This is a genomic window from Sphingomonas sp. GW822-FHT03G08, from assembly GCF_058801135.1.
This window is the reverse complement of the sequence record NZ_JBXAMZ010000001.1, coordinates 1549688-1568975: the sequence shown is the minus strand read 5'-3', so window position 1 is coordinate 1568975 and position 19288 is coordinate 1549688. Positions and strand designations below refer to the sequence as shown.

15 protein-coding genes are annotated in these 19288 nt (G+C 66.4%); 8 read left to right on the top strand and 7 right to left on the bottom strand.

Annotated elements, in window-relative coordinates; genetic code table 11:
- Window positions 1-34: 34 nt before the first annotated feature.
- On the bottom strand, window positions 35-1306 hold the full coding sequence (locus AC1RJ5_RS07035; protein ID WP_446746012.1) for an MFS transporter: 1272 nt from the start codon (window positions 1304-1306) through the stop codon (window positions 35-37).
- Between the two features lie 159 nt (window positions 1307-1465).
- Window positions 1466-2479: a LacI family DNA-binding transcriptional regulator gene (locus AC1RJ5_RS07030; RefSeq protein WP_269574513.1), complete on the bottom strand. Its 1014-nt coding sequence runs from the start codon at window positions 2477-2479 to the stop codon at window positions 1466-1468.
- Between the two features lie 58 nt (window positions 2480-2537).
- Between AC1RJ5_RS07030 and AC1RJ5_RS07025 the strand changes: the two genes are divergently transcribed.
- The 8 genes from AC1RJ5_RS07025 to AC1RJ5_RS06990 all read left to right on the top strand — a co-directional run bounded on the left by AC1RJ5_RS07025 (window position 2538) and on the right by AC1RJ5_RS06990 (window position 14473).
- Entirely contained in the window at window positions 2538-4055 is a 1518-nt protein-coding gene (locus AC1RJ5_RS07025) for an MFS transporter (protein ID WP_269574514.1), read from the top strand.
- 494 nt (window positions 4056-4549) lie between these two features.
- On the top strand, window positions 4550-7897 hold the full coding sequence (locus tag AC1RJ5_RS07020; RefSeq protein ID WP_493112461.1) for a TonB-dependent receptor: 3348 nt from the start codon (window positions 4550-4552) through the stop codon (window positions 7895-7897).
- Window positions 7898-7957: 60 nt separating this feature from the next.
- Window positions 7958-9505: a tryptophan halogenase family protein gene (locus tag AC1RJ5_RS07015; protein ID WP_269574516.1), complete on the top strand. Its 1548-nt coding sequence runs from the start codon at window positions 7958-7960 to the stop codon at window positions 9503-9505.
- On the top strand, window positions 9502-11019 hold the full coding sequence (locus tag AC1RJ5_RS07010) for a tryptophan 7-halogenase (RefSeq protein WP_493112459.1): 1518 nt from the start codon (window positions 9502-9504) through the stop codon (window positions 11017-11019). The genes AC1RJ5_RS07015 and AC1RJ5_RS07010 overlap by 4 nt, the downstream gene beginning before the upstream one ends.
- A 23-nt stretch (window positions 11020-11042) precedes the next feature.
- Window positions 11043-13064 (top strand): glycoside hydrolase family 97 protein, encoded by a 2022-nt coding sequence (locus AC1RJ5_RS07005; RefSeq protein WP_493112457.1) that lies wholly within the window; start codon window positions 11043-11045, stop codon window positions 13062-13064.
- Window positions 13065-13239: 175 nt separating this feature from the next.
- Window positions 13240-13791, top strand: coding sequence for a CDP-diacylglycerol--glycerol-3-phosphate 3-phosphatidyltransferase (gene pgsA / locus AC1RJ5_RS07000; protein WP_184169400.1), 552 nt, complete (start codon window positions 13240-13242; stop codon window positions 13789-13791).
- On the top strand, window positions 13791-14042 hold the full coding sequence (moaD, locus tag AC1RJ5_RS06995; protein ID WP_493112455.1) for a molybdopterin converting factor subunit 1: 252 nt from the start codon (window positions 13791-13793) through the stop codon (window positions 14040-14042). The genes pgsA and moaD overlap by 1 nt, the downstream gene beginning before the upstream one ends.
- Window positions 14039-14473 carry a molybdenum cofactor biosynthesis protein MoaE gene (locus AC1RJ5_RS06990; RefSeq protein ID WP_269574520.1) on the top strand — a complete coding sequence of 145 codons (435 nt, stop codon included), beginning with the start codon at window positions 14039-14041 and terminating at the stop codon, window positions 14471-14473. The genes moaD and AC1RJ5_RS06990 overlap by 4 nt, the downstream gene beginning before the upstream one ends.
- 25 nt (window positions 14474-14498) lie before the next feature.
- On the opposite strand, the gene AC1RJ5_RS06985 is transcribed toward AC1RJ5_RS06990, so the two are convergent.
- From AC1RJ5_RS06985 to AC1RJ5_RS06965, 5 genes are all read right to left on the bottom strand, one after another.
- Window positions 14499-15404: a hydrogen peroxide-inducible genes activator gene (locus AC1RJ5_RS06985; protein ID WP_184169395.1), complete on the bottom strand. Its 906-nt coding sequence runs from the start codon at window positions 15402-15404 to the stop codon at window positions 14499-14501.
- Window positions 15405-15605: 201 nt separating this feature from the next.
- A complete protein-coding gene (ahpF, locus tag AC1RJ5_RS06980; RefSeq protein ID WP_493112452.1) occupies window positions 15606-17183 on the bottom strand; it encodes an alkyl hydroperoxide reductase subunit F in 1578 nt (525 codons plus the stop codon).
- A gap of 105 nt (window positions 17184-17288) precedes the next feature.
- A complete protein-coding gene (gene ahpC / locus AC1RJ5_RS06975) occupies window positions 17289-17852 on the bottom strand; it encodes an alkyl hydroperoxide reductase subunit C (protein ID WP_493112450.1) in 564 nt (187 codons plus the stop codon).
- A gap of 149 nt (window positions 17853-18001) precedes the next feature.
- The gene (locus tag AC1RJ5_RS06970; protein ID WP_269574523.1) at window positions 18002-18184 is read right to left on the bottom strand and encodes a hypothetical protein; all 183 of its coding nucleotides are present in this window, start codon (window positions 18182-18184) and stop codon (window positions 18002-18004) included.
- 214 nt (window positions 18185-18398) lie between these two features.
- Window positions 18399-19160 (bottom strand): sulfite exporter TauE/SafE family protein, encoded by a 762-nt coding sequence (locus tag AC1RJ5_RS06965; protein ID WP_269574524.1) that lies wholly within the window; start codon window positions 19158-19160, stop codon window positions 18399-18401.
- Between the last annotated feature and the right edge of the window lie 128 nt (window positions 19161-19288).

The window sequence follows — 19288 nt, the reverse complement described above, 5'->3', positions numbered from 1 at the left end:
ACGAAGGATAAAGGCAGGGTGGTCGTCCGCCCCTTTAGGGCAGCACGTCCGGCGCGTGGGGTGTGTCCTCGGCCTTGTAGAGGCGATTGGCGCACCAGGCCGAGGCGAGGCAGAGCAGCACCACGACCAGGACGCATTCGGCCACGCCGACCCCGGGGATCTTGCTCACCCCGAAGATGCCGACCGATCCGAACACCATGAAGCCCGAATTGACGATGTTGTTCGCCGCAACGGTCCGCGCGGTCTGCGACTTCTCGACGGTGGTGGTGAGGAAGGCGTAGAGCGGCACCACGAACATGCCGCCCGTGGTCGCGATCGCAAGCAGCGTGCCCAGCACTGCCCAGCCGATCGGCATCGACAGGAACTCGGCGGTCTTGAGCAGCGGACCCTCATGCACCGGCCAGAAGCGCGCGGTGAGGTAGAAGCAGATCACGAAGAGCATCATCGAGAGGACCGAGCGCACGGCATATTTGGCCGAGACATGGCCCTTGAGCAGCCGGTTGATGATCACCGATCCGATTGCGATGCCCACCGAGAAGATGCCGAGGAACACGCTCGCCACGTCCTTCTGGGCGTGGAACACGTTCTTCACCAGCGGCGGGAACAGCACGCCGAGCACCGCGGCGATCGTCCAGAACACGCTGATCGCGATGATCGCGAGATAGAGCCGGCGGATGTGCATCGTAGCCGAGATCAGCCGCCACGAGGCGCGGAAGATGTTGTAGTCGATCTTGAGCTTGGTCAGCGGCGGGGCGGAGGGGATGCGCTGCGAGGCCAGCCAGCCGACAAGCGCCACGCCGATCACGGCGAAGGCCGCGGCCTTCGCGCTGATCACGCCGCCGGCAATGGTGCCGCACAGGATCGCGATATAGGTGCCGGCCTCGACCATGCCGGTGCCGCCCAGCACTTCGTCTTCCTTCAGATGCTGCGGCAGGATCGCGTACTTGATCGGGCCGAAGAACGCCGAGTGCACGCCCATGCCGACCAGCGCGACCAGCATCAGCTCGAGATTCTTGAGGAAGATGCCCGAGGCGCCGACCAGCATGATCCCGATCTCGGCGGCCTTGATGATCCGCATGATCTTCGCCTTGTCGTAGCTGTCGGCGAGCTGGCCGGCGAGCGCGGAGAAGAGGAAGAAGGGCAGGATGAAGATGCCCGTTGCGATTGCGCTGAACCGGGTCTCGTCCTCGACCGAATTGAAGATCTGATAGGTCGCGAAGAAGATCATCGCGTTCTTGAACAGATTGTCGTTGAACGCGCCGAGAAACTGGGTGACGAAGAGCGGCAGGAACCGGCGCTCCCGCATCAAACCGAGCGCCGCACCATGCATAAGCTAACTTTCACCTCTGGTTGCGGATTTTCCGCTGTATCTGGGGCGGGCATAGCCGAGCGGCATGCATGGCGGCAATCGGTTAATCGGTTTCCCCTCTGCTCCCCTCCCTTCCAGGGAGGGGAATTCACTGGATTACGCCCCGCATGACTCTCGCACGATCAGGTCCGTCGGCAGCCGCTCGGCGCTGGGATCGGGGGAAGGGTCGAGGATGCGCGAGACAAGCTGGCGGCCGGCCTCGAACGTGTCCTGGCGGATCGTGCTGAGCGCCGGGGTGGAGAGCCGGGCGAGCAGCATGTCGTCATAGCCCATCACCGATACGTCGCCCGGCACCGATACGCCGGCGCGGCGCAACGCGCGGATGGCGCCCAGGGCGATCAGGTCCGACGAAGCGACGATGCCGTCGAAATGGACGTGCCGCCGCAAGAGCCGGCTCACCGCCGCGTCGGCCGATTCGAGCTCGAAATCGACCGGCACCACCAGCTTGGGATCGGCCGCGATCCCGGCTTCGCGCAGCGCCTCGTCATAGCCGCGCTTGCGCTGCATCGATTCCGGATCGGTGCCGCCCAGGAACAGGATCGCCTTGCGGCCAAGCCGGGCGAGATGCGCGGTCGCCCGCCTGCCGCCCAGCTGGTTGTCCGATCCGATCGAGCAATAGAGCTGCCCGGCCATCTGTGCGCCCCACACCACGAAATTGGCGCTGGTCTGGGTGAGCTGGTTGAACGCGTCGTGCAGCATCGACTGGCCGAGAAAGATCACCCCGCTCGCCCGGCTGGTCGTGGTGGTGGCGACGAGATCGTCATAATTGGCGGGCGTGGTGTGGCTCACCGTGAAGTCGCAGTCGCGGGCGCGCGCCGCCTCGCCGATGCTGGCGAGCAGCTCGAGGAAGAACGGGTGCGAGAGCGGCAGCGGCCGGCCGCGCATGAACGGCGTGACGATCACGATCGTCCCCTCGGCCCCCACCGGCGCGGCCGGCATATAGGGGCGGAAGGGATAATCATGGTCGCGTGCCAGCGCCCAGATCTTCTGCTTGGTGCGCGCGCTGATCAGCGGATGATCGTTGAGTGCCCGCGAGACGGTCGAGATCGACACGCCGGCCAGCTTCGCCAGATCCTCCAGCGTCGTATTGTTGTTGCTACTGCTGCCCATTGTGCCCAAGCTTGAGGAGAGCCGAATACGGCCAGATTAGAACGGTGAGGGGGGAGCATTGCAAGCTGGCGACGCGGGCGCCGCGCCGCGTGTCACGCGGCTCAGCCTGTTGCAGATCTGGAACATGTGCTTCGGCCTGCTGGGCATCCAGATTGTCTGGGGCCTGCAGAACGTAAACACCAGCCGCATCTTCCAGACGCTCGGCGCCGAGCTCGACGACCTTGCGATATTGTGGATCGCGGGCCCGGCGACCGGGCTGCTCGTCCAGCCGATCATCGGCCATCTGAGCGATCGCACCCGCGGCCCGCTCGGCCGGCGGCGCCCCTATATCCTGGCCGGTGCGGTCTGCACCGCGCTGGCGCTGTTCCTGATGCCCAATGCCACCAGCCTGTGGGCGGCGAGCCTGATGCTCTGGGTGCTCACCGCATCGATCAACATCGCGATGGAGCCGTTCCGCGCGCTGGTGGCGGACCGGGTGCCCGAGAGCCAGCGCACCGCCGGCTTCGCGATGCAGGTGTTCTTCATCGGCATCGGCGCGGTATTCGCTTCCGCACTGCCCTGGATGCTGGTCCATTGGGCAGGGCTGAGCGGCCAGCCCGAGCCGCATCTGCTGCCGCAATCGGTGCGAAGCGCCTTCTATATCGGCGGCGTCTGCCTGCTGGTGGCGGTGAGCTGGACGATCGTCACCACCCCCGAATGCCCGGCGCCGACGCGGCTGCCCGAGGAAGCGATGCCGCCGGTGACGCTGTCGCCCGAGCGCGCGGCTTCGCTGGTGCGCCACGGTATCGGCTGGATGCTGGCCGGGGCGGGGGTCGCCGGGGCTGCCGCGCTCGCCGGATGGAAGCGCGAGATCTATGTCATCGCCGGCATCTGCTTCCTGTTCGGGCTGCTCCAGGCCGTGGTCGTCCGCCTCCGACGGCTCGGCCGAAGCTCGATCGGGATGCTCGAGATCGTCGAGGACATCCGGTCGATGCCGCCGGTGCTCAAGCGGCTGGCGGTGGTCCAGTTCTTTACCTGGTACGGCCTGTTCGCGATGTGGATCTACACCGTACCCGCGCTGGCGCTCCGGCATTACGGCACCGCCGATCCGGCCTCGCCGGGCTACAATGAAGCGGCCGACTGGGTCGGGGTGCTGTTCGCCGGCTATAACGGCGTCGCGGCGCTGGGCGCGTTGCTGCTGCCCGGCATCGGTGAGCGGCTCGGCCGGCGGCTGACGCATGCGCTGTGCCTGTGCTTCGGCGCGGCGGGGCTGGTCGGTTTCCTTCTCGTCGGCGATCCGGTGGCTTTGTGGCTGCCGACGATCGGGGTGGGGCTCGCCTGGGCGGCGATCATGTCGATGCCCTATGCCATGCTCGCCGGCAGCGTGCCGCCGGGCAAGGCCGGCGTCTATATGGGCATCCACAACATGTTCCTGGTGATACCCCAGCTCGTCGCCTCGACGATGCTCGGGCCGCTGGTCGGCCGCGTCTTCCACGGGCAGGCCGAATACGCGCTCCTCCTCGCCGCCGCGGCGCTGCTGGTCGCGGCAGGCTTCGCGCTCACGCTTCCACGCAGCGCCGATACCGGCTCCCGGTGACAGCCCCTCACGGGCGCAAGGCTTTGCAGTGCTTCGCATTGCCGCGCGAGGCTGTGCAAAATTTGCATTAATTGCAAGACAAAATTGCATCGCGCGACTCGTTCGCTGCTGCGGAAATTCGTGCACGTCCCACTGATAATCCGCATAAAACTGTTATTTTATAATAAGATATCGGCAGAAATATTCTGCAAAATTTCCCTCTTGCGGCTTTGCTCAATTTACGCAAAGTTACGCAAAGAGCTTCCCGGGCCGGGCAGCTCGCAAGTGGATGGTCCCGCCGGAGAGCGGGGGCGGCACAATGGAGGGTGTCTTGGGGGAAGCGCGGCATAGCCGGCTTGCGATCATGCGCGACAGCGTCGGGCCTTGCCCTGCGCGCGTTTCGCGCATCCGCGCCTTGAAGCACCGAATTGGAATCTGAAGCGACGCTGCGGGGCAGGGGCCCCGTGGTGCCGCGCGTGCAACAGCGCCGCAAAGGCGCGACGGAGGGAGGAAAGATGAAGCAGATCACTTTGTTGCGGGGCGGCGCCTCGCTGGCGGCCGTAGCCCTGATGGGCCTGGCCGGCATTGCCCAGGCGCAGACCGCCTCGGCACCCGAAGCCACCCAGGAGGACGATAGCGGCGCGATCGTCGTCGTCGGCGTCCGCAAGGCACTGGAAAGCGCGCAGACGATCAAGCGCGATTCCGACACGGTGGTCGACTCGATCACCGCGACCGATATCGGCGCCTTCCCGGACACCTCGGTGGCGGGCGCGCTCCAGCGCGTGCCGGGCATCACCACCTCGCGCCTGCAGGCAGCCGGGGACTCGACCCACCCCTCGGGCGAGCCGACCGCGGTGCTGATCCGTGGCCTCACCTTCGTCCGCACCGAGTTCAACGGGCGCGACAGCTTCTCGGCCGATGCCAATCGCGGGCTCAACTTCAACGACATCTCGCCCGAGCTGATGGCCGGCGTCGATGCCTACAAGAACCAGACGGCCGAGATGATCGAAGGCGGCCTAGCCGGCACGGTCAATCTGCGCACCCGCCTGCCGTTCGACCAGAAGGGGCTGGTCGTCGCCGGCAACGCCAAGGCGAGCTATGGCACCCGTTCGAAGGAGTGGACCGGCGAGTTCTCGGGCCTGATCTCGAACACCTGGGACACCGCGATCGGCCGCTTCGGCCTGATGGCCAATTTCGCCCGCAGCCATGTCGTGACGCGCACCGAAAACGTGATCATGGACAAGATCGATACCTATTGCTCGGCCGGCGCGACCAATGCGCAGGGCAATGGTGTGCTGACCAACGGCACCGTGAACTGCTCCGCCAATCCGTTCGGCGGCACCGGCTGGGCCTATATCCCCGACGGCATCCGCTATTCGCAGGTCGATTACGACCGCACCCGGCGCGGCATCTCGGCGGCGGCGCAGTACGAGAACAATGCGGGCAATTTCCGCATGTCGGCCCAGTATAACGACAGCGAGTATCACAATGCCTGGCTCGAGCGGGCCAGCCACGTGATCCTGGACGGCAATTACTTCGGCACCCCGGCGTTCAACCCGCGCGCCACCACGGTTCTCGGCCGGGCGCCGGGCACCTCGGCCTTCGTCTTCGGGCCGGACGGCATGCTCCAGTCGGGCACGCTGACCCAGGCGCATGGCAGCTGGCGCGGCAGCTGGGACAGCACCCAGGAAGCGATCAACACCGGTTCGGCCGTGCCGGGCCAGCCCTTCGTCAACAATTGCGCGGCGCCTTCGGTCTGCTCGACGCTGCAGGATGGCCTCTATTTCCAGAACGAGGCGCGCAACTTCGATCACCGCGAGCGAACCCAGGACCTGTCGGGCAACATCAGCTGGGACGTGACCGAGAAGCTCCACGTCAACCTCGACGTGCAGCATATCTGGGCCAACACCACCAATGACGACATCCTCGTCGCCGTCGGCTCGATGGCCAATGTGCAGTACAGCACGAACAAGGACGGCACGCCCAATGTGAAGCTGCTGCCGGGCTCGAACGTGAACTACGCCGCCGGCGGCCTCTCCAACCCGCACAATTACTGGATGCCGTTCGTCCAGGCGCACATGGAGGACAATGACGCCAAGGAGACCGCGTTCCGCGGCGATATCGGCTATGATTTCGACGAGGGCGGCTGGCTGGACTCGCTGAAGGTAGGCGTTCGCTATGCCGATCGCGCGCAGACGGTGCGCTACTCGACCTTCAACTGGTCGCCGGTCGCGGCGTCGTGGAACTGCAACGGCCCGGGCTTCAATATCGACAACACCACGGGCGGTGCCTATCCGAGCTGCAACGCCGGCCACCCGGCGTTCAAGGGCTATGGCCCGGGCATGTGGGAGTCGGTCACGCTCGGCGACGGCTTCTACGATGGCGGCGTCTACGACAACCCGGCGCTGGTCTACATGAACCGCGCCACGCTGATGGACCGCGCGCGGCTGGTGCAGGGCGTCAGCGGCTCGACCACCGGTTCGCCGATGGGCTGGGAGCCGATCTGCGACCGCGCCGATGCCACGGTCGAGGGCTGCTACCTCCCGTCCGAGGTGATGCACGTCAAGGAGAAGACCACCGCGGCCTATGCGATGCTGCGCTTCGGCGGTGACAATGCGAATATCGGCGGGGTGAATATCCGCGGCAATATCGGCCTGCGCTATGTCCGCACCAGCATCGATTCCGACGGCAGCGTCGGCTATCCGCTGACCACCACCTTCACCAACTACCAGCCCTGCGGCTCGACGCTGCCAGCCACCTGGATCGTCAACCCAATGTGCTTCGTCACGCCGGCGGTGGCGGCCTTCGCCAGCGGCGGCGGCACGGCGAACACCTATGAGGCCAGCTATGACAACTGGCTGCCGAGCTTCAATCTGCGGCTGGGCCTCGACGACAAGAGCTTCATCCGCTTCGGCTATTCGCGGGGCATGTCTCGGCCGGACTTCGGCCTGTTGCGCAACTTCGTATCGATCCAGGGACCGATCCTCGACGGTTCGGCGACCTCGCCCTACCTCGTCCGCAACGGCGCGGGCACGGTCACCGGCTACAACTTCGTGTTCCGCGCGGAATCGGGCTTCCCGGCGCTCAAGCCGATCACGGCCGACCAGTTCGACCTGACCTTCGAGCATTATTTCGGCCGCAGCAGCTCGTTCACGATCGACGGCTTCTACAAGAAGCTCAATTCGAGCATCTCGTACGGTGAGTTCTATCGCAGCTTCACCAACAACAACTCGACCCAGACCGTGCTGATGCGCGGCCCGCGCAACGGCGAGGATGGGGGGACGCTCAAGGGATTCGAAGTTGCCTTCCAGACTTTCTTCGACTTCCTGCCCGGCGCGCTTAGCGGGCTTGGTACGCAGCTGAACTACACGTTCGTCGACCAGTCGGGCATCAACAACTCGAACCTGGTGACGGCGGGCGCGCTGGACTCGGGCGGCACCGGCGGCTTCGGCGCGGGCCTCGACACATCGGGCGGGCGCGGCGTGGTGATGGACTCGCACCAGCTGGCGGGCATCTCCAAGCACACGTTCAACGCGGTGATGCTCTACGAAAAGGGCCCGGTCGCGATGCGTGTCGCCTATAACTGGCGCTCGCGCTTCCTCACCGACAATCTCGACTGCTGCATCGGCCTGCCGGTGTTCCAGAAGGCGGCCGGGTTCCTCGACGGCTCGCTGCGCTTCTCGCTGGCGAAATGGGTCGAGCTGTCGGTCGAAGGATCGAACCTGCTCGGCACCACCAGCGTGTTCCAGCAGCAGATCTTCGGCGACACGAGCAAGACGCCCGGCGCCAAGCCTGTCTACCGCGACGCAAACTGGAGCCGGGTCGATCGCCGCTTCCAGTTCGGCGCCCGGTTCAAGTTCTAACTCCCCTCGGCGCCGCCGTTCCTTCATTCGGCGGCGCCATTTCTTTCGGGAGCGAATTGCATGCAGCCCAGTTCGAGCACATCCGCGGCGCCCCTGCGCGTCGTCATCGTCGGCGGCGGGACCGCGGGCTGGATGTGCGCGGCCGGGCTGGCGCGCTTGCTGCCGGAGACAGATTATGCGCTGACCCTGATCGAGTCCGACGAGATTGGCACGGTGGGCGTCGGCGAAGCGACGCTGCCGCATATCCGCGAGTTCAACGCGATGCTCGGGCTCGACGAGGCCGAGTTCATGGCCGCCACCCAGGGCAGCTTCAAGCTGGGCATCGAGTTCGTCGGCTGGGACAGGCCCGGGGGGCGCTATGTCCACCCCTTCGGCACGTTCGGCGAACGCTGGGGCGGGCTCGACTTCCAGCACCACTGGCTGCGGGCGAAAGCGGCGGGCAAGCCGGTTGGCGAATTCGCCGAGCACAGCTTCGCCGCCGCGATGTGCCGCGAAGGCGTGTTCGACATGCCCGATCCGGACCCGCGCTCGATCCGCTCGACCTTCTCCTACGCCTATCATTTCGATGCGGGGCTCTACGCCCGGTATCTGCGTGGCTGGGCGACGCAGCGCGGCGTGCAGCGGATCGAGGGCAAGATCGTCGAGGTCTTGCGCGGCGCCGAGACCGGGCTCGTCGAGAGCGTCTCGCTCGAATCGGGTGCGCGGATCGAAGGCGACCTGTTCATCGACTGCTCCGGCTTCCGTTCGCTGCTGCTCGGGCAGAATATGGGCGTGGCGTGGCAGGACTGGAGCGAATGGCTGCCCTGCGACCGCGCCATGGCGGTGCCGTGCGCCAGCGTGGCCGGCATCACGCCTTTCACGCGCTCGACGGCCCAGACCGGCGGCTGGACCTGGCGCATCCCGCTCCAGCATCGGATCGGTAATGGCTATGTCTTCTCCAGCGCTTTCTGCTCGGAAGATCAGGCGCGCGAGACGCTGCTCGGCGCGATCGACGGCACCCCGCTTGCCGAGCCGCGTGTGCTGCGCTTCCAGGCTGGGCGGCGGGAGCGTGGCTGGGAAGGCAATGTCGTCGCGGTCGGGCTGTCCTCGGGCTTTCTCGAGCCGCTGGAATCGACCAGCATCTTCCTGATCCAGGCGGCGGTAACCGACCTGGCGAAGCTGATGCCCCGGCCCGGCGGCGCGATCGATCCGCGCCTGGCTGCCGAGTTCAACCGGCTGTTCGCGATCCATTACGACCGGACCCGCGATTTCCTGGTGCTCCATTACACCGCCAACGCGCGCCACGGCGAACCGCTCTGGGATCATGTGCGGAACATGGCGTTGCCGGACAGCCTGGCCCACAAGATCGATCTCTTCCGCTCCAGCGGCCGCGCGCCCGACTACAAGCTTGGCCTGTTCTCGCGCGACAGCTGGCTGGCGGTGCTGATGGGGCAGGGGATCATGCCCCAGGCCTGGGATCGTCAGGCCGACCGCGCGCCGCTCGATCAGGTGGCAGAGCGCCTCTCCGATCTGCGCGAACGGATCGCCAGCAACGCCGCGGCGTTGCCAGCGCATGCCGATTTCCTGGCCGGCTATTGCCCGGCGGGGGAAGTGGCGGTGGTCGCATGAGCGGGGCGTTCACCGTTGTCGTTGTAGGGCGGGATGCGCCGCTCTGGCTGGCGGCGGCTGCCTTGGCGCGGGCGCTTGGGGCTTCGGGTGTTCGGGTGGAGGCGGTGGAACTGCCGAGCGGGCTCGCGCCGGTGGATTTCTACGCCACCTTCCCGGCGCTGGAGGCGCTGCATGCCCAGCTTCGTATCGATGAGGCTGGGGTGCTGCGGGCTACGGGGGGAAGCCTGACGCTTGGACAGAATTTGGTGGAGCTTGAGCCCAGCGCAATAGAGCCCAACCAGATCCCCGGCCTTCGCCGGGGATCAGCTTCGGAAGCGGTAGGGGCACAGTCGCAACCCGCCTTCCTCCACGCCTATGGCTCCGCCGGCACCCGGATCGGCGAGGACGAATTCTTCCCCCATTGGGTCAAGGCACGCGCCTATGGCCTGAGCGTCCCGCTCGACGACTTCTCGCTCACTGCCGCCGCTGCGCGACACGGGCGGTTGATGCTGCCTGACGACCAGAGCGCGAGCTACGGCCGCTGCGACTATGGCTATCACCTGCCGGCGATCGCCTATGCCCGGCTGCTGCGCGAGACGGCGATCCGCCACGGCGTCATTGTACATGCCGCCGACGCGGTAACCCCTGCGCGACAGGGCGAGACGATTACCGCGCTCGATCTCGGCGAGGGACGGCGGCTCACGGGCGATCTGTTCGTCGATGCCGGCGGCGCGCTCGACACGGATTTCCTGAGCTGGCGTGCGCATTTCCCTGCGGACCGCGTGCTGACCGCCGCCGGCCCGGCCTTCGCCAATCTCCCGGTCTATGCCGAGAACCGAGCCGGTCCCACCGGCTGGACCGCGCTCCACCCGAGCCGCCCGGCGACCTTCGTCACCCATGTCTGGTCGAGCGCGCACGCCAGTGACGACGAAGCGCTGGCCGCCGCGACCACAGCCGCCGGCCTGCCGCTCACCGGCGCCGTGATCCGCACGCTCGATCCGGGGCGCCCCGCGCAACCCTGGACCGGCAACCAGGTCACCCTCGGCGCACGTTTCGATCCGGTTCACGGCCTCGACCTGCTCGGCCTGCAGGTCAGCCTGGTCCAGCTCCTCGCCGACTTCCCGGCCAGTGCCGGTTTCGCTGCCGAGCGCGACGCCTATAACCACGCCACTCCGCAAGCGCTGGACCGGCTGCGCGACTTCCAGTCCGCGCATTACGCGCTCGCCCGCTATGCCGGCCCCTTCTGGCAGGGCGCGTGCGAGGTGTCGCCCGATCTCGCCCATGCCATCGCGCTGTTCCGCGCCCGTGGCGAATTGGCGCCGTTCGAGGAGGAGAACCTCCCGCCCGACAGCTGGCGCGCGCTGTTCCTCGGCCACGGCGTCGAACCCGAAAGCTGGCCGCCGGCGATCGATCGCGTCCCGCCCGAGGAAGTGAAGGCGCAGTTCCGCCACATGCTCGGCTTCGTTCGCGAGCAGGTGCTGCGCCAGCCCATGCAGGACGCCTGGCTGGCCCGGCTCGCCGCTCCCCAATCATGACTTCCCGACAGGAAAGACCCCGAATGACCTCTCGTACCCTCGTGACCCTGCTTGCCCTTGCGCTTCCCGGCACTGCCTTCGCGGCGGATCGGGAATGCGCCCAGTCGCCGGGCAAGACGCTCGAAGTCTGTGTTTCGGTCGAAGGCGGGCAGGCGCTCTACGAAGTGAAGCGCGGCGACACGGTGGTGATCGCTCCCTCGGCGCTGGGCCTCAGCTTCGCAGGGGAACCGGCGGCGCGCTACAGTGCGATCACCGATGCCCACCGCTCGGCCTCGGACAGCAATTGGGAGCAGCCCTGGGGCGAGCAGCGGCTGGTCCGCGACAATCACAGCGAGCTGGCGGTGACGATCACGGGGGACACCGCGCTCAACAAGGCGATGCAGGTCACCTTCCGCATCTTCGATGACGGGGTAGGTTTCCGCTATTCCTATGCCGGCATTCCGGCGGGCGAGCAGGTCGGCGTCACCGCCGATCGCACCCAGTTCCGCACGAAGGGCGCGTACCAGGCCTGGTGGTATGAAGGGCTTGGCCAGGAGCGCGACGAATATCTCTACACCCAGACCGACGCGCGCCGCATCACCCTGGCCGAGACCCCGCTGACGCTGAAGGGCGGCAACGGGCTGTATTTGTCCTTCCACGAAGCGGCGCTGGTCGATTTCCCGAGCATGCTGCTCCAGGGCAATGGCGCCGGCACGCTTACCGCCTGGCTGATGCCCTGGCCCGACGGCGTCGGCGCGAAGAAGACCGGGCCCTTCTCCACGCCGTGGCGCACGATCCTGATCGGCACCACGCCCGGCGCGCTGGCCGACAGCCGGATCGAGCTCAACCTCAACGAGCCGAGCAAGCTTCCGGATATCCAGAAGTGGTTCAAGCCGGGCAAATATGTCGGCGTCTGGTGGGAGATGCATCTCAACCGCACCACCTGGGGCAGCGGCCCGACCCACGGCGCCAATAACGACAATGTGAAGCGCTACATCGATTTCGCCGCGAAATACGGGTTCGACGGCGTGCTCGTCGAAGGCTGGAACCAGGGCTGGGACGGCGAGTGGATCGCCAATGGCGACAAGTTCAGCTTCACCAAGTCGTACCCGGATTTCGACCTGCCGATGCTCTCGGCCTATGCCAGGTCGAAGGGCGTCCACCTGATCGGCCATCACGAGACTGCCGGCGCGGTGGTGAATTACGAGAACCAGCTCGAGGACGCGCTCGACCTCTATGCCAAGGTCGGCGTGCCGTCGGTGAAGACCGGCTATGTCCGCCATTCGGGCGATATCCTCGATCGCGAGGGTGGCAAGGAATGGTTCGCCGGCCAGTTCATGGTCCAGCATCACCTGAAGGTGATCGAGGCTGCGGCCAAGCGCCACATCACCATGGACACGCATGAGCCGGTCAAGGACACGGGCCTGCGCCGCACCTGGCCCAACTGGGTGAGCCGCGAAGGCGCGCGCGGGCAGGAGTTCAACGCCTGGGGCCGCCCGACCAACCCGCCCGAGCATCTCACGATCCTGCCCTTCACCCGCATGCTCGCGGGGCCGATGGACTTCACGCCCGGCATCTTCGACCTGGAGCATGGCAAGACGCTGCTGACCGAGCGCAACCAGTCGACGCTCGCTGCACAGCTCGCCGAATATGTCGTGCTCTATTCGCCGATCCACATGGCGGCGGACCTGCCCGAAAATTACGAGAAGCATCTCGACGCCTTCCAGTTCATCCGCGACGTGCCGACCGACTGGGAAACGACGCGGACGCTGGCTTCGGAGATCGGCGACTATGTCGTCGTCGCCCGCCAGCCGCGCGGGGGCAGCGACTGGTATCTCGGCGCGATCACCGACGAGACGGCGCGTGTGTTGCCGGTGAAGCTCGACTTCCTCGCGCCGGGCAAGCGCTACGAGGCGCAGATCTACCGCGATGCGGCGGATGCGGACTATGTGAAGAAGCCGGTCGCCTACACGATCGAGAAGCGCATGGTGACGAGCGCCGACACGCTCGACCTCGCGCTGGCGCCGGGCGGCGGCCAGGCGATCCGGTTCCGGCTGGTGAAGTAGGCTACGCTGCTTCCCGCCATGCTGTTCCCCGGCGAAAGCCGGGGAACAGGGTTTCTCTACCGTGTCGCTCTGTTACCCTGGGCCCCGGCTTTCGCCGGGGAACGGCTTTGCCTGTCGATGGTACTGGCTTCCGCGGGGATGACGGAAGGGTAAGTGCGGTGGTAGAGCCTGCCAAATGCTGACGCTGCCCAATATCCTTACGCTCTCGCGTATCATCACGGTGCCGCTGCTCGCGGCGTTTCTCTGGTGGCCGGAATGGCGGCTGGGTTACGGCATCGCCTTCGCGATCTACTGCCTGATGGGCGTCACCGATTATTTCGACGGCTATCTCGCCCGCGCCCAGGGCACGGTGTCGAAGCTCGGCGTGTTCCTCGATCCGATCGCCGACAAGATCATGGTCGCCGCAGTGCTGCTGATCCTCGCCGGCCGCGGAGTGATCACCGACCTGCACCTGATCCCCGCGCTGGTGATCCTGGTGCGCGAGATCGCCGTTTCCGGCCTGCGCGAGTTCCTGGGCGGCATCCAGGTCTCGCTTCCCGTATCGCGGCTCGCCAAGTGGAAGACGACGCTGCAGCTGGTCTCGCTCGGCGGGCTGATCCTGGTCGGCGCCTTGCCCTATGCGTGGCTGTGGCAGGCGGCGCTGGCGGCCTTCTGGGTCTCCGCCGCGCTCACCCTGATCACCGGCTGGGATTATCTGCGCGTCGGCCTGCGGCACATGGACACGTGATGGACCTGCTCTACTTCGCCTGGGTCCGCGAGGCCGTGGGGGTGGGGCAGGAGCAGGTCGACCCGCCCGAGGCGGTGGAGACGGTTGCCGATCTGGTCGGCTGGCTGGCCACGCGCAGCCTAGGCCACGCCGCTGCCTTTGCCGATCCGGCCAGGCTGCGCGCCGCGATCGACCAGCGCTTCGTGCCGCTGGCCACGCCGCTGAACGGAGCGAAGGAAGTCGCGCTCTTCCCCCCGGTGACCGGCGGATGATCCGCGTCTCGATCGATCCCGCGCCGATCGAGCTGGCACTGGAGCTGGCGGCGCTCGAGGAGCGCGGCGCGGGCGGAGTGGCGAGCTTCACCGGCGTGGTCCGCGGCGGCGACGGCATCACCGCGCTCGAACTCGAACACTATCCCGGCATGACCGAGGACGCGCTCTGCACCCTGGCCGAGGCGGCGATGGACCGCTGGAACCTGCTCGGCGTGACGATCCTCCACCGCGTCGGCCGGATGACGGTGGGCGAGCGTATCGTCTTCATCGGCACCGCCGCCGCGCATCGCCGCGAGGCGCTGGAGGCCTGCGCATACCTGATCGACCGGCTCAAGACCGACGCCCCCTTCTGGAAGCGGGAATGGCGGGGGGAGGATGCGAGCTGGGTCGAAGCGCGGGCAAGCGACGAGGCGGCTGCGGCCAAGTGGTAATCCCTCTCCCGTAAGGAGAGGGAGGTCAGGGCCGGGCCTCCGCCAGCACGTCCGCCAGTAGCCGGAAGTCCCGTTCCCTCGGCGAAGCCTTGCGCCACACCAGGGCGATCCGCCGCGAGGCATTGTCCGCCTCCAGCGGCCGCGCCGCCACCTGGGTGTGGTCGAGGATGCCCGAATCCACCGCCATCTCGGGCAGCATCGTCACGCCAAGGCCATTGTCGACCATCTGCACCATGGTGTGCAGCGAGGTGCCCATCATCGTCGCCTCGGCGCGCATCTCCGGCCGGTTGCAGGCGGCGAGCGCATGTTCCTTCAGGCAATGCCCGTCCTCGAGCATCAGCAGCCGCGTCTCGTCGATCTCGGCCGGGCGGATCGAGGCGCTCGGATCCATCTCGCCTTCGCGATAGGCGACGAACAGCCGGTCGTCGAACAGCGGCGCCGTTTCCACGTCGCCGCACGCATAGGGCAAAGCGAGCAGCACGCAGTCGGTACGGCCATGGTGCAGCCCTTCGCACGCCTGGCCGCTGGTTTCCTCGCGCAGATAGAGCTTCAGGTCGGGATAGTCCCTGCGCAGCTTGGGCAGGATGCGCGGCAACAGGAAGGGCGCGATCGTCGGGATCACGCTCATTCGCATCTCGCCGGAGAGCGGCCGCCCGGCGGCCCGGGCCAGGTCGCCCAGCTCGTCCGCTTCGCGCAACACGCGCCGCGCCTTGTCGACGATGCGCTCGCCCAGCGGCGTAAAGCGCACCACCCGCCGCGTCCGCTCGACCAGCACCACGCCGATCAGCGTCTCCAGCTCGCGGATGCCCGCCGACAGTGTCGACTGGGTAACGTAGCAGCTCTCCGCCGCCCGGCCGAAATGGCCATGGTCCTTCAATGCGACGAGATACTGGAGCTGCTTGAGCGTGGGGAGGTAGGTGGTCTGCGCCATTGATCGCCTGTGTCGATTGTATGGCGGGTATATAGTGAGCCAGGCGATAAAACAAATCCTTCCCCAGCTTGCTGGGGGAGGGGGACCGCTCGCGAAGCGAGGGGTGGAGGGGCGGCGGTGGCACACCGCCGGCTTCGCCGCCCCTCCACCAGCCTGCGGCTGGTCCCCCTCCCCGAGACAAGCTCGGGGAGGATTTAGAGGTTACGCCGCCTCGCTGAGCTCGTCCGGCAGGCGGATCATATAGTCGAATGCCGAGAGTGCCGCGGTCGAGCCTGCGCCCATCGCGATCACGATCTGCTTGTACGGCACGGTCGTGCAGTCGCCTGCCGCGAAGATGCCCGGCTGGCTGGTCTCGCCGCGCGCATCGATCTCGATCTCGCCGCGGTTGGACAGCGCGATCGCGTCCTTCAGCCACTCGGTGTTCGGCACCAGGCCGATCTGCACGAAGATGCCTTCAAGCTCGACCTGATGCACGGTGCCGTGGTTGCGGTCCTTGTAGGTCAGGCTGGTCAGCTTTTCGCCATCGCCGTCCACCTGGGTGGTCAGCGCCGAGGTGATGACCTTGACGTTGGGCAGGCTGCCCAGCTTGCGCTGGAGCACCGCGTCGGCGCGCAGCTGGCTGTCATATTCGATCAGCGTGACGTGCGCGACGAGGCCGGCCAGGTCGATCGCGGCCTCGACGCCGGAATTGCCGCCGCCGATCACCGCCACGCGCTTGCCCTTGAACAGCGGGCCGTCGCAGTGCGGGCAATAGGTCACGCCCTTGTTGCGATATTCCTCCTCGCCGGGCACGCCCATCGTCCGCCAGCGGGCGCCGGTGGAAAGGATCACGGTGCGCGCCTTCAGGCTCGCGCCATTCTCCAACACGACCTCATGCAGCCCGCCCTCATGCCGGGCCGGCACCAGCTTCGCAGCGCGCTGGTGGTTCATGATGTCGACGTCATATTCCTTGACGTGCTGCTCCAGATGCGCGGCGAGCTTCGGGCCTTCGGTGTGGCTCACCGAGATGAAGTTCTCGATGCTCATCGTGTCGAGCACCTGGCCGCCGAAGCGCTCCGCGGCGATGCCGGTGCGGATGCCCTTGCGCGCCGAATAGATCGCAGCTGCAGCACCGGCCGGGCCACCGCCCACCACCAGGACTTCGAACGGATCCTTGCCAGCGATCTTGGCGGCAGTGCGCTTCTCGGCGCCGCTGTCGATCTTGGCGACGATCTGCTCCAGCTCCATGCGGCCGCTGGCGAAGGGCTCGCCGTTCAGGAATACGGTCGGCACCGCCATCACCTTGCGCTCTTCGACTTCGGCCGGGAACAGCCCGCCGTCGATCGAGGTATGGCGGATGCGCGGGTTGAGCACCGCCATCAGGTTCAGCGCCTGCACCACGTCCGGGCAGTTCTGGCAGGTCAGCGAGAAATAGGTCTCGAAGACATAGTCGCCGTCCAGGTTCTTCACCTGCTCGATCAGCTCCTGCGCCGCCTTGCTCGGATGGCCGCCGACCTGGAGCAAAGCGAGCACCAGTGAGGTGAACTCATGCCCCATCGGCAGGCCCGCGAAGCGCACGCCGATATCGGTGCCGGTGCGGTGGATCAGGAAGCTCGGCTTGCGGCTATCGTCATCGGTGCGGACGACCGAGACCTTGTCCGAAAGTGCGGCGATTTCGTTGAGCAGCTCCTCCAGCTCGCGCGACTTGGCATCGTCACCGAGGCTGGCGACCAGCTCGATCGGCTCCCGGATGTTCGCGAGATAGCCCTTGAGCTGCTGGGTCAGGTTTGCGTCGAGCATGGCAGAAACTCCACTAATTCAGATACAAAACGGCCCGGGACAGAAGTTGATTGCCGTCCCGGGCCGCATGGGCGCCCGCAAGGGGGCTAACGGGCGCCTGGGGGATCAGATCTTGCCGACCAGGTCGAGCGACGGAGCCAGCGTCTCGGCACCCTCTTCCCACTTGGCGGGGCAGACTTCGCCCGGATGCGCGGCGATGTACTGCGCAGCCTTGATCTTGCGGAGCAGCTCGGCCGCGTTGCGGCCCACGCCCTCGCTGGTGATCTCGACCAGCTGGATCACGCCTTCCGGATCGACGACGAAGGTGCCGCGATCGGCAAGGCCCTGGCCCTCACGGAGCACGTCGAAGTTGGTCGACAGCACGTGGTTCTGGTCGCCGAGCATGTAATAGTTGATCTTGCCGATCGCCGGCGAGGTGTCGTGCCAGGCCTTGTGGCCGAAGTGCGTGTCGGTCGAGACCGAATAAACTTCGACGCCCATCTTCTGGAGCTGCGGATAGATGTCCGCCAGGTCCTCGAGCTCGGTCGGGCACACGAAGGTGAAGTCCGCCGGGTAGAAGAAGAACACCGCCCACTTGCCCTTCGTGTCCGCGTCGGTGACCTGGACGAACTTGCCTTCCTTATAGGCCTGCGCGGTGAACGGCTTGATGGTGCTGCCGATGAGAGCCATTGCTTGGTATTCCTCCAGAACGGGGGTTGTTGTTGCAATGGCGAGATAGGGCCGCTGCACTGCAATGTGAAATTGGAAAGCCCGTTCGGGGTGATCGCTTTAATCGATCAAGCGGCATCGATTGATCGACTGTATTTCTGGAAACCCGATCAGACGGCGCGGGCGATCATCGAGATCAGCGTGATCACGATCATGCAGCCCAGGATCAGGTCAAGCGGCCGCCGCGCGCCGAGCCAGTCGACGATCCGGCCCCAGCGCCGCTGCCATCCGGTTTCGGGAGCGCCGATGCGCCGTATCCGCCCGTGGCGGCTGTTCCTGCTGCTGTCCCACATGCGCGGGGGTGTGGGGCGGATCGGCGTTAAGCTTCGAGAGGGAAGATGGGGGAGGGCGTAAGGAAGGCGTAAAGTCTCAAGCTCCCCACCCTGGAAGGTAGGGGCTGGGGGTGGGTGGAAGCCGGGCGATACTGTCGCCTAAGGCTTAACCCAGCCATATCGCGTACATCGACCCACCCCCGACCCCTCCCTTCCAGGGTGGGGAGTGAAGACCCTACCGCCCCACCGCCAGGTACAGATTGTACAGGCTGGTCAGCGTCAGCACGATGCCGACCATCAGCATCAGCGTCTTGGGCTCCACCCGCTTGGCGAGCAGCGCGCCGAACGGCGCCGCGATCACGCCGCCGACCAGCAGGCCGACCGTCGCCAGGGTGAAGGCGCCCCAGCCGAGCTGGGTGATGAAGGTCGCCGAGATCGTCGTGGTGACGAAGAACTCGGCGGTGTTGACCGTGCCGATCGTCGTGCGCGGGGAGGCGCCCTGGACGAGCAGGTTGCTGGTCACCACCGGCCCCCAGCCGCCGCCGCCCGCCGCGTCGAGGAAGCCGCCGGCCAGGCCGAGCGGCTCGACGATCTTGGGCGACTTCTCCTTGGGCGGATAATGGCGGCTGCGCCACAGCAGGTAGAAGCCGATCGCGGTCAGATAGGCGAGGATGAAGGGCTTGGCGGTGCCGGCGTCGATGTTCGACAGCACATAGGCGCCCAGCCCGCCGCCGATCACCCCGGGCACGGCGATGCGCAGGAACAGCTTCCAGTTCACATTCTTGTGCACCGCATGGCTGATGCCCGATACGGCGGTGGTGAAGGTCTCCACCGTGTGCACGCCGGCAGAGGCCGCCGCGGGCGGCACCCCCAGGCTCAGCAACAGGGTATTGGAGATCACGCCAAAGGCCATGCCCAGCGCGCCGTCCACCATCTGGGCGGCGAATCCCACCGCGATGAACGGCAGCAGGAGGCTCAGGTCGATTCCAAAGATCATTCGCACCTTGAAGGTTGGGCCGGGATGGAATGGATGACGGCACCGGAACGTTCCAACAAGATACATCGGCTTTAGTGCGGCCAAGCGCAGAATGGGCCATTCTGGAATTCCGTGGGTTTAGCTATTAT

Excerpts from the sequence above, each read along its gene's own strand:
- AC1RJ5_RS07035 (WP_446746012.1), bottom strand. The coding sequence starts at position 1,306 with ATGCGGGAGCGCCGGTTCCTGCCGCTCTTCGTCACCCAGTTTCTCGGC.
- AC1RJ5_RS07030 (WP_269574513.1), bottom strand. The coding sequence starts at position 2,479 with ATGGGCAGCAGTAGCAACAACAATACGACGCTGGAGGATCTGGCGAAG.
- AC1RJ5_RS07020 (WP_493112461.1), top strand. The coding sequence starts at position 4,550 with ATGAAGCAGATCACTTTGTTGCGGGGCGGCGCCTCGCTGGCGGCCGTA.
- AC1RJ5_RS07015 (WP_269574516.1), top strand. The coding sequence starts at position 7,958 with ATGCAGCCCAGTTCGAGCACATCCGCGGCGCCCCTGCGCGTCGTCATC.
- AC1RJ5_RS07010 (WP_493112459.1), top strand. The coding sequence starts at position 9,502 with ATGAGCGGGGCGTTCACCGTTGTCGTTGTAGGGCGGGATGCGCCGCTC.
- AC1RJ5_RS07005 (WP_493112457.1), top strand. The coding sequence starts at position 11,043 with ATGACCTCTCGTACCCTCGTGACCCTGCTTGCCCTTGCGCTTCCCGGC.
- pgsA (WP_184169400.1), top strand. The coding sequence starts at position 13,240 with ATGCTGACGCTGCCCAATATCCTTACGCTCTCGCGTATCATCACGGTG.
- moaD (WP_493112455.1), top strand. The coding sequence starts at position 13,791 with ATGGACCTGCTCTACTTCGCCTGGGTCCGCGAGGCCGTGGGGGTGGGG.
- AC1RJ5_RS06990 (WP_269574520.1), top strand. The coding sequence starts at position 14,039 with ATGATCCGCGTCTCGATCGATCCCGCGCCGATCGAGCTGGCACTGGAG.
- AC1RJ5_RS06985 (WP_184169395.1), bottom strand. The coding sequence starts at position 15,404 with ATGGCGCAGACCACCTACCTCCCCACGCTCAAGCAGCTCCAGTATCTC.
- ahpF (WP_493112452.1), bottom strand. The coding sequence starts at position 17,183 with ATGCTCGACGCAAACCTGACCCAGCAGCTCAAGGGCTATCTCGCGAAC.
- ahpC (WP_493112450.1), bottom strand. The coding sequence starts at position 17,852 with ATGGCTCTCATCGGCAGCACCATCAAGCCGTTCACCGCGCAGGCCTAT.
- AC1RJ5_RS06970 (WP_269574523.1), bottom strand. The coding sequence starts at position 18,184 with ATGTGGGACAGCAGCAGGAACAGCCGCCACGGGCGGATACGGCGCATC.
- AC1RJ5_RS06965 (WP_269574524.1), bottom strand. The coding sequence starts at position 19,160 with ATGATCTTTGGAATCGACCTGAGCCTCCTGCTGCCGTTCATCGCGGTG.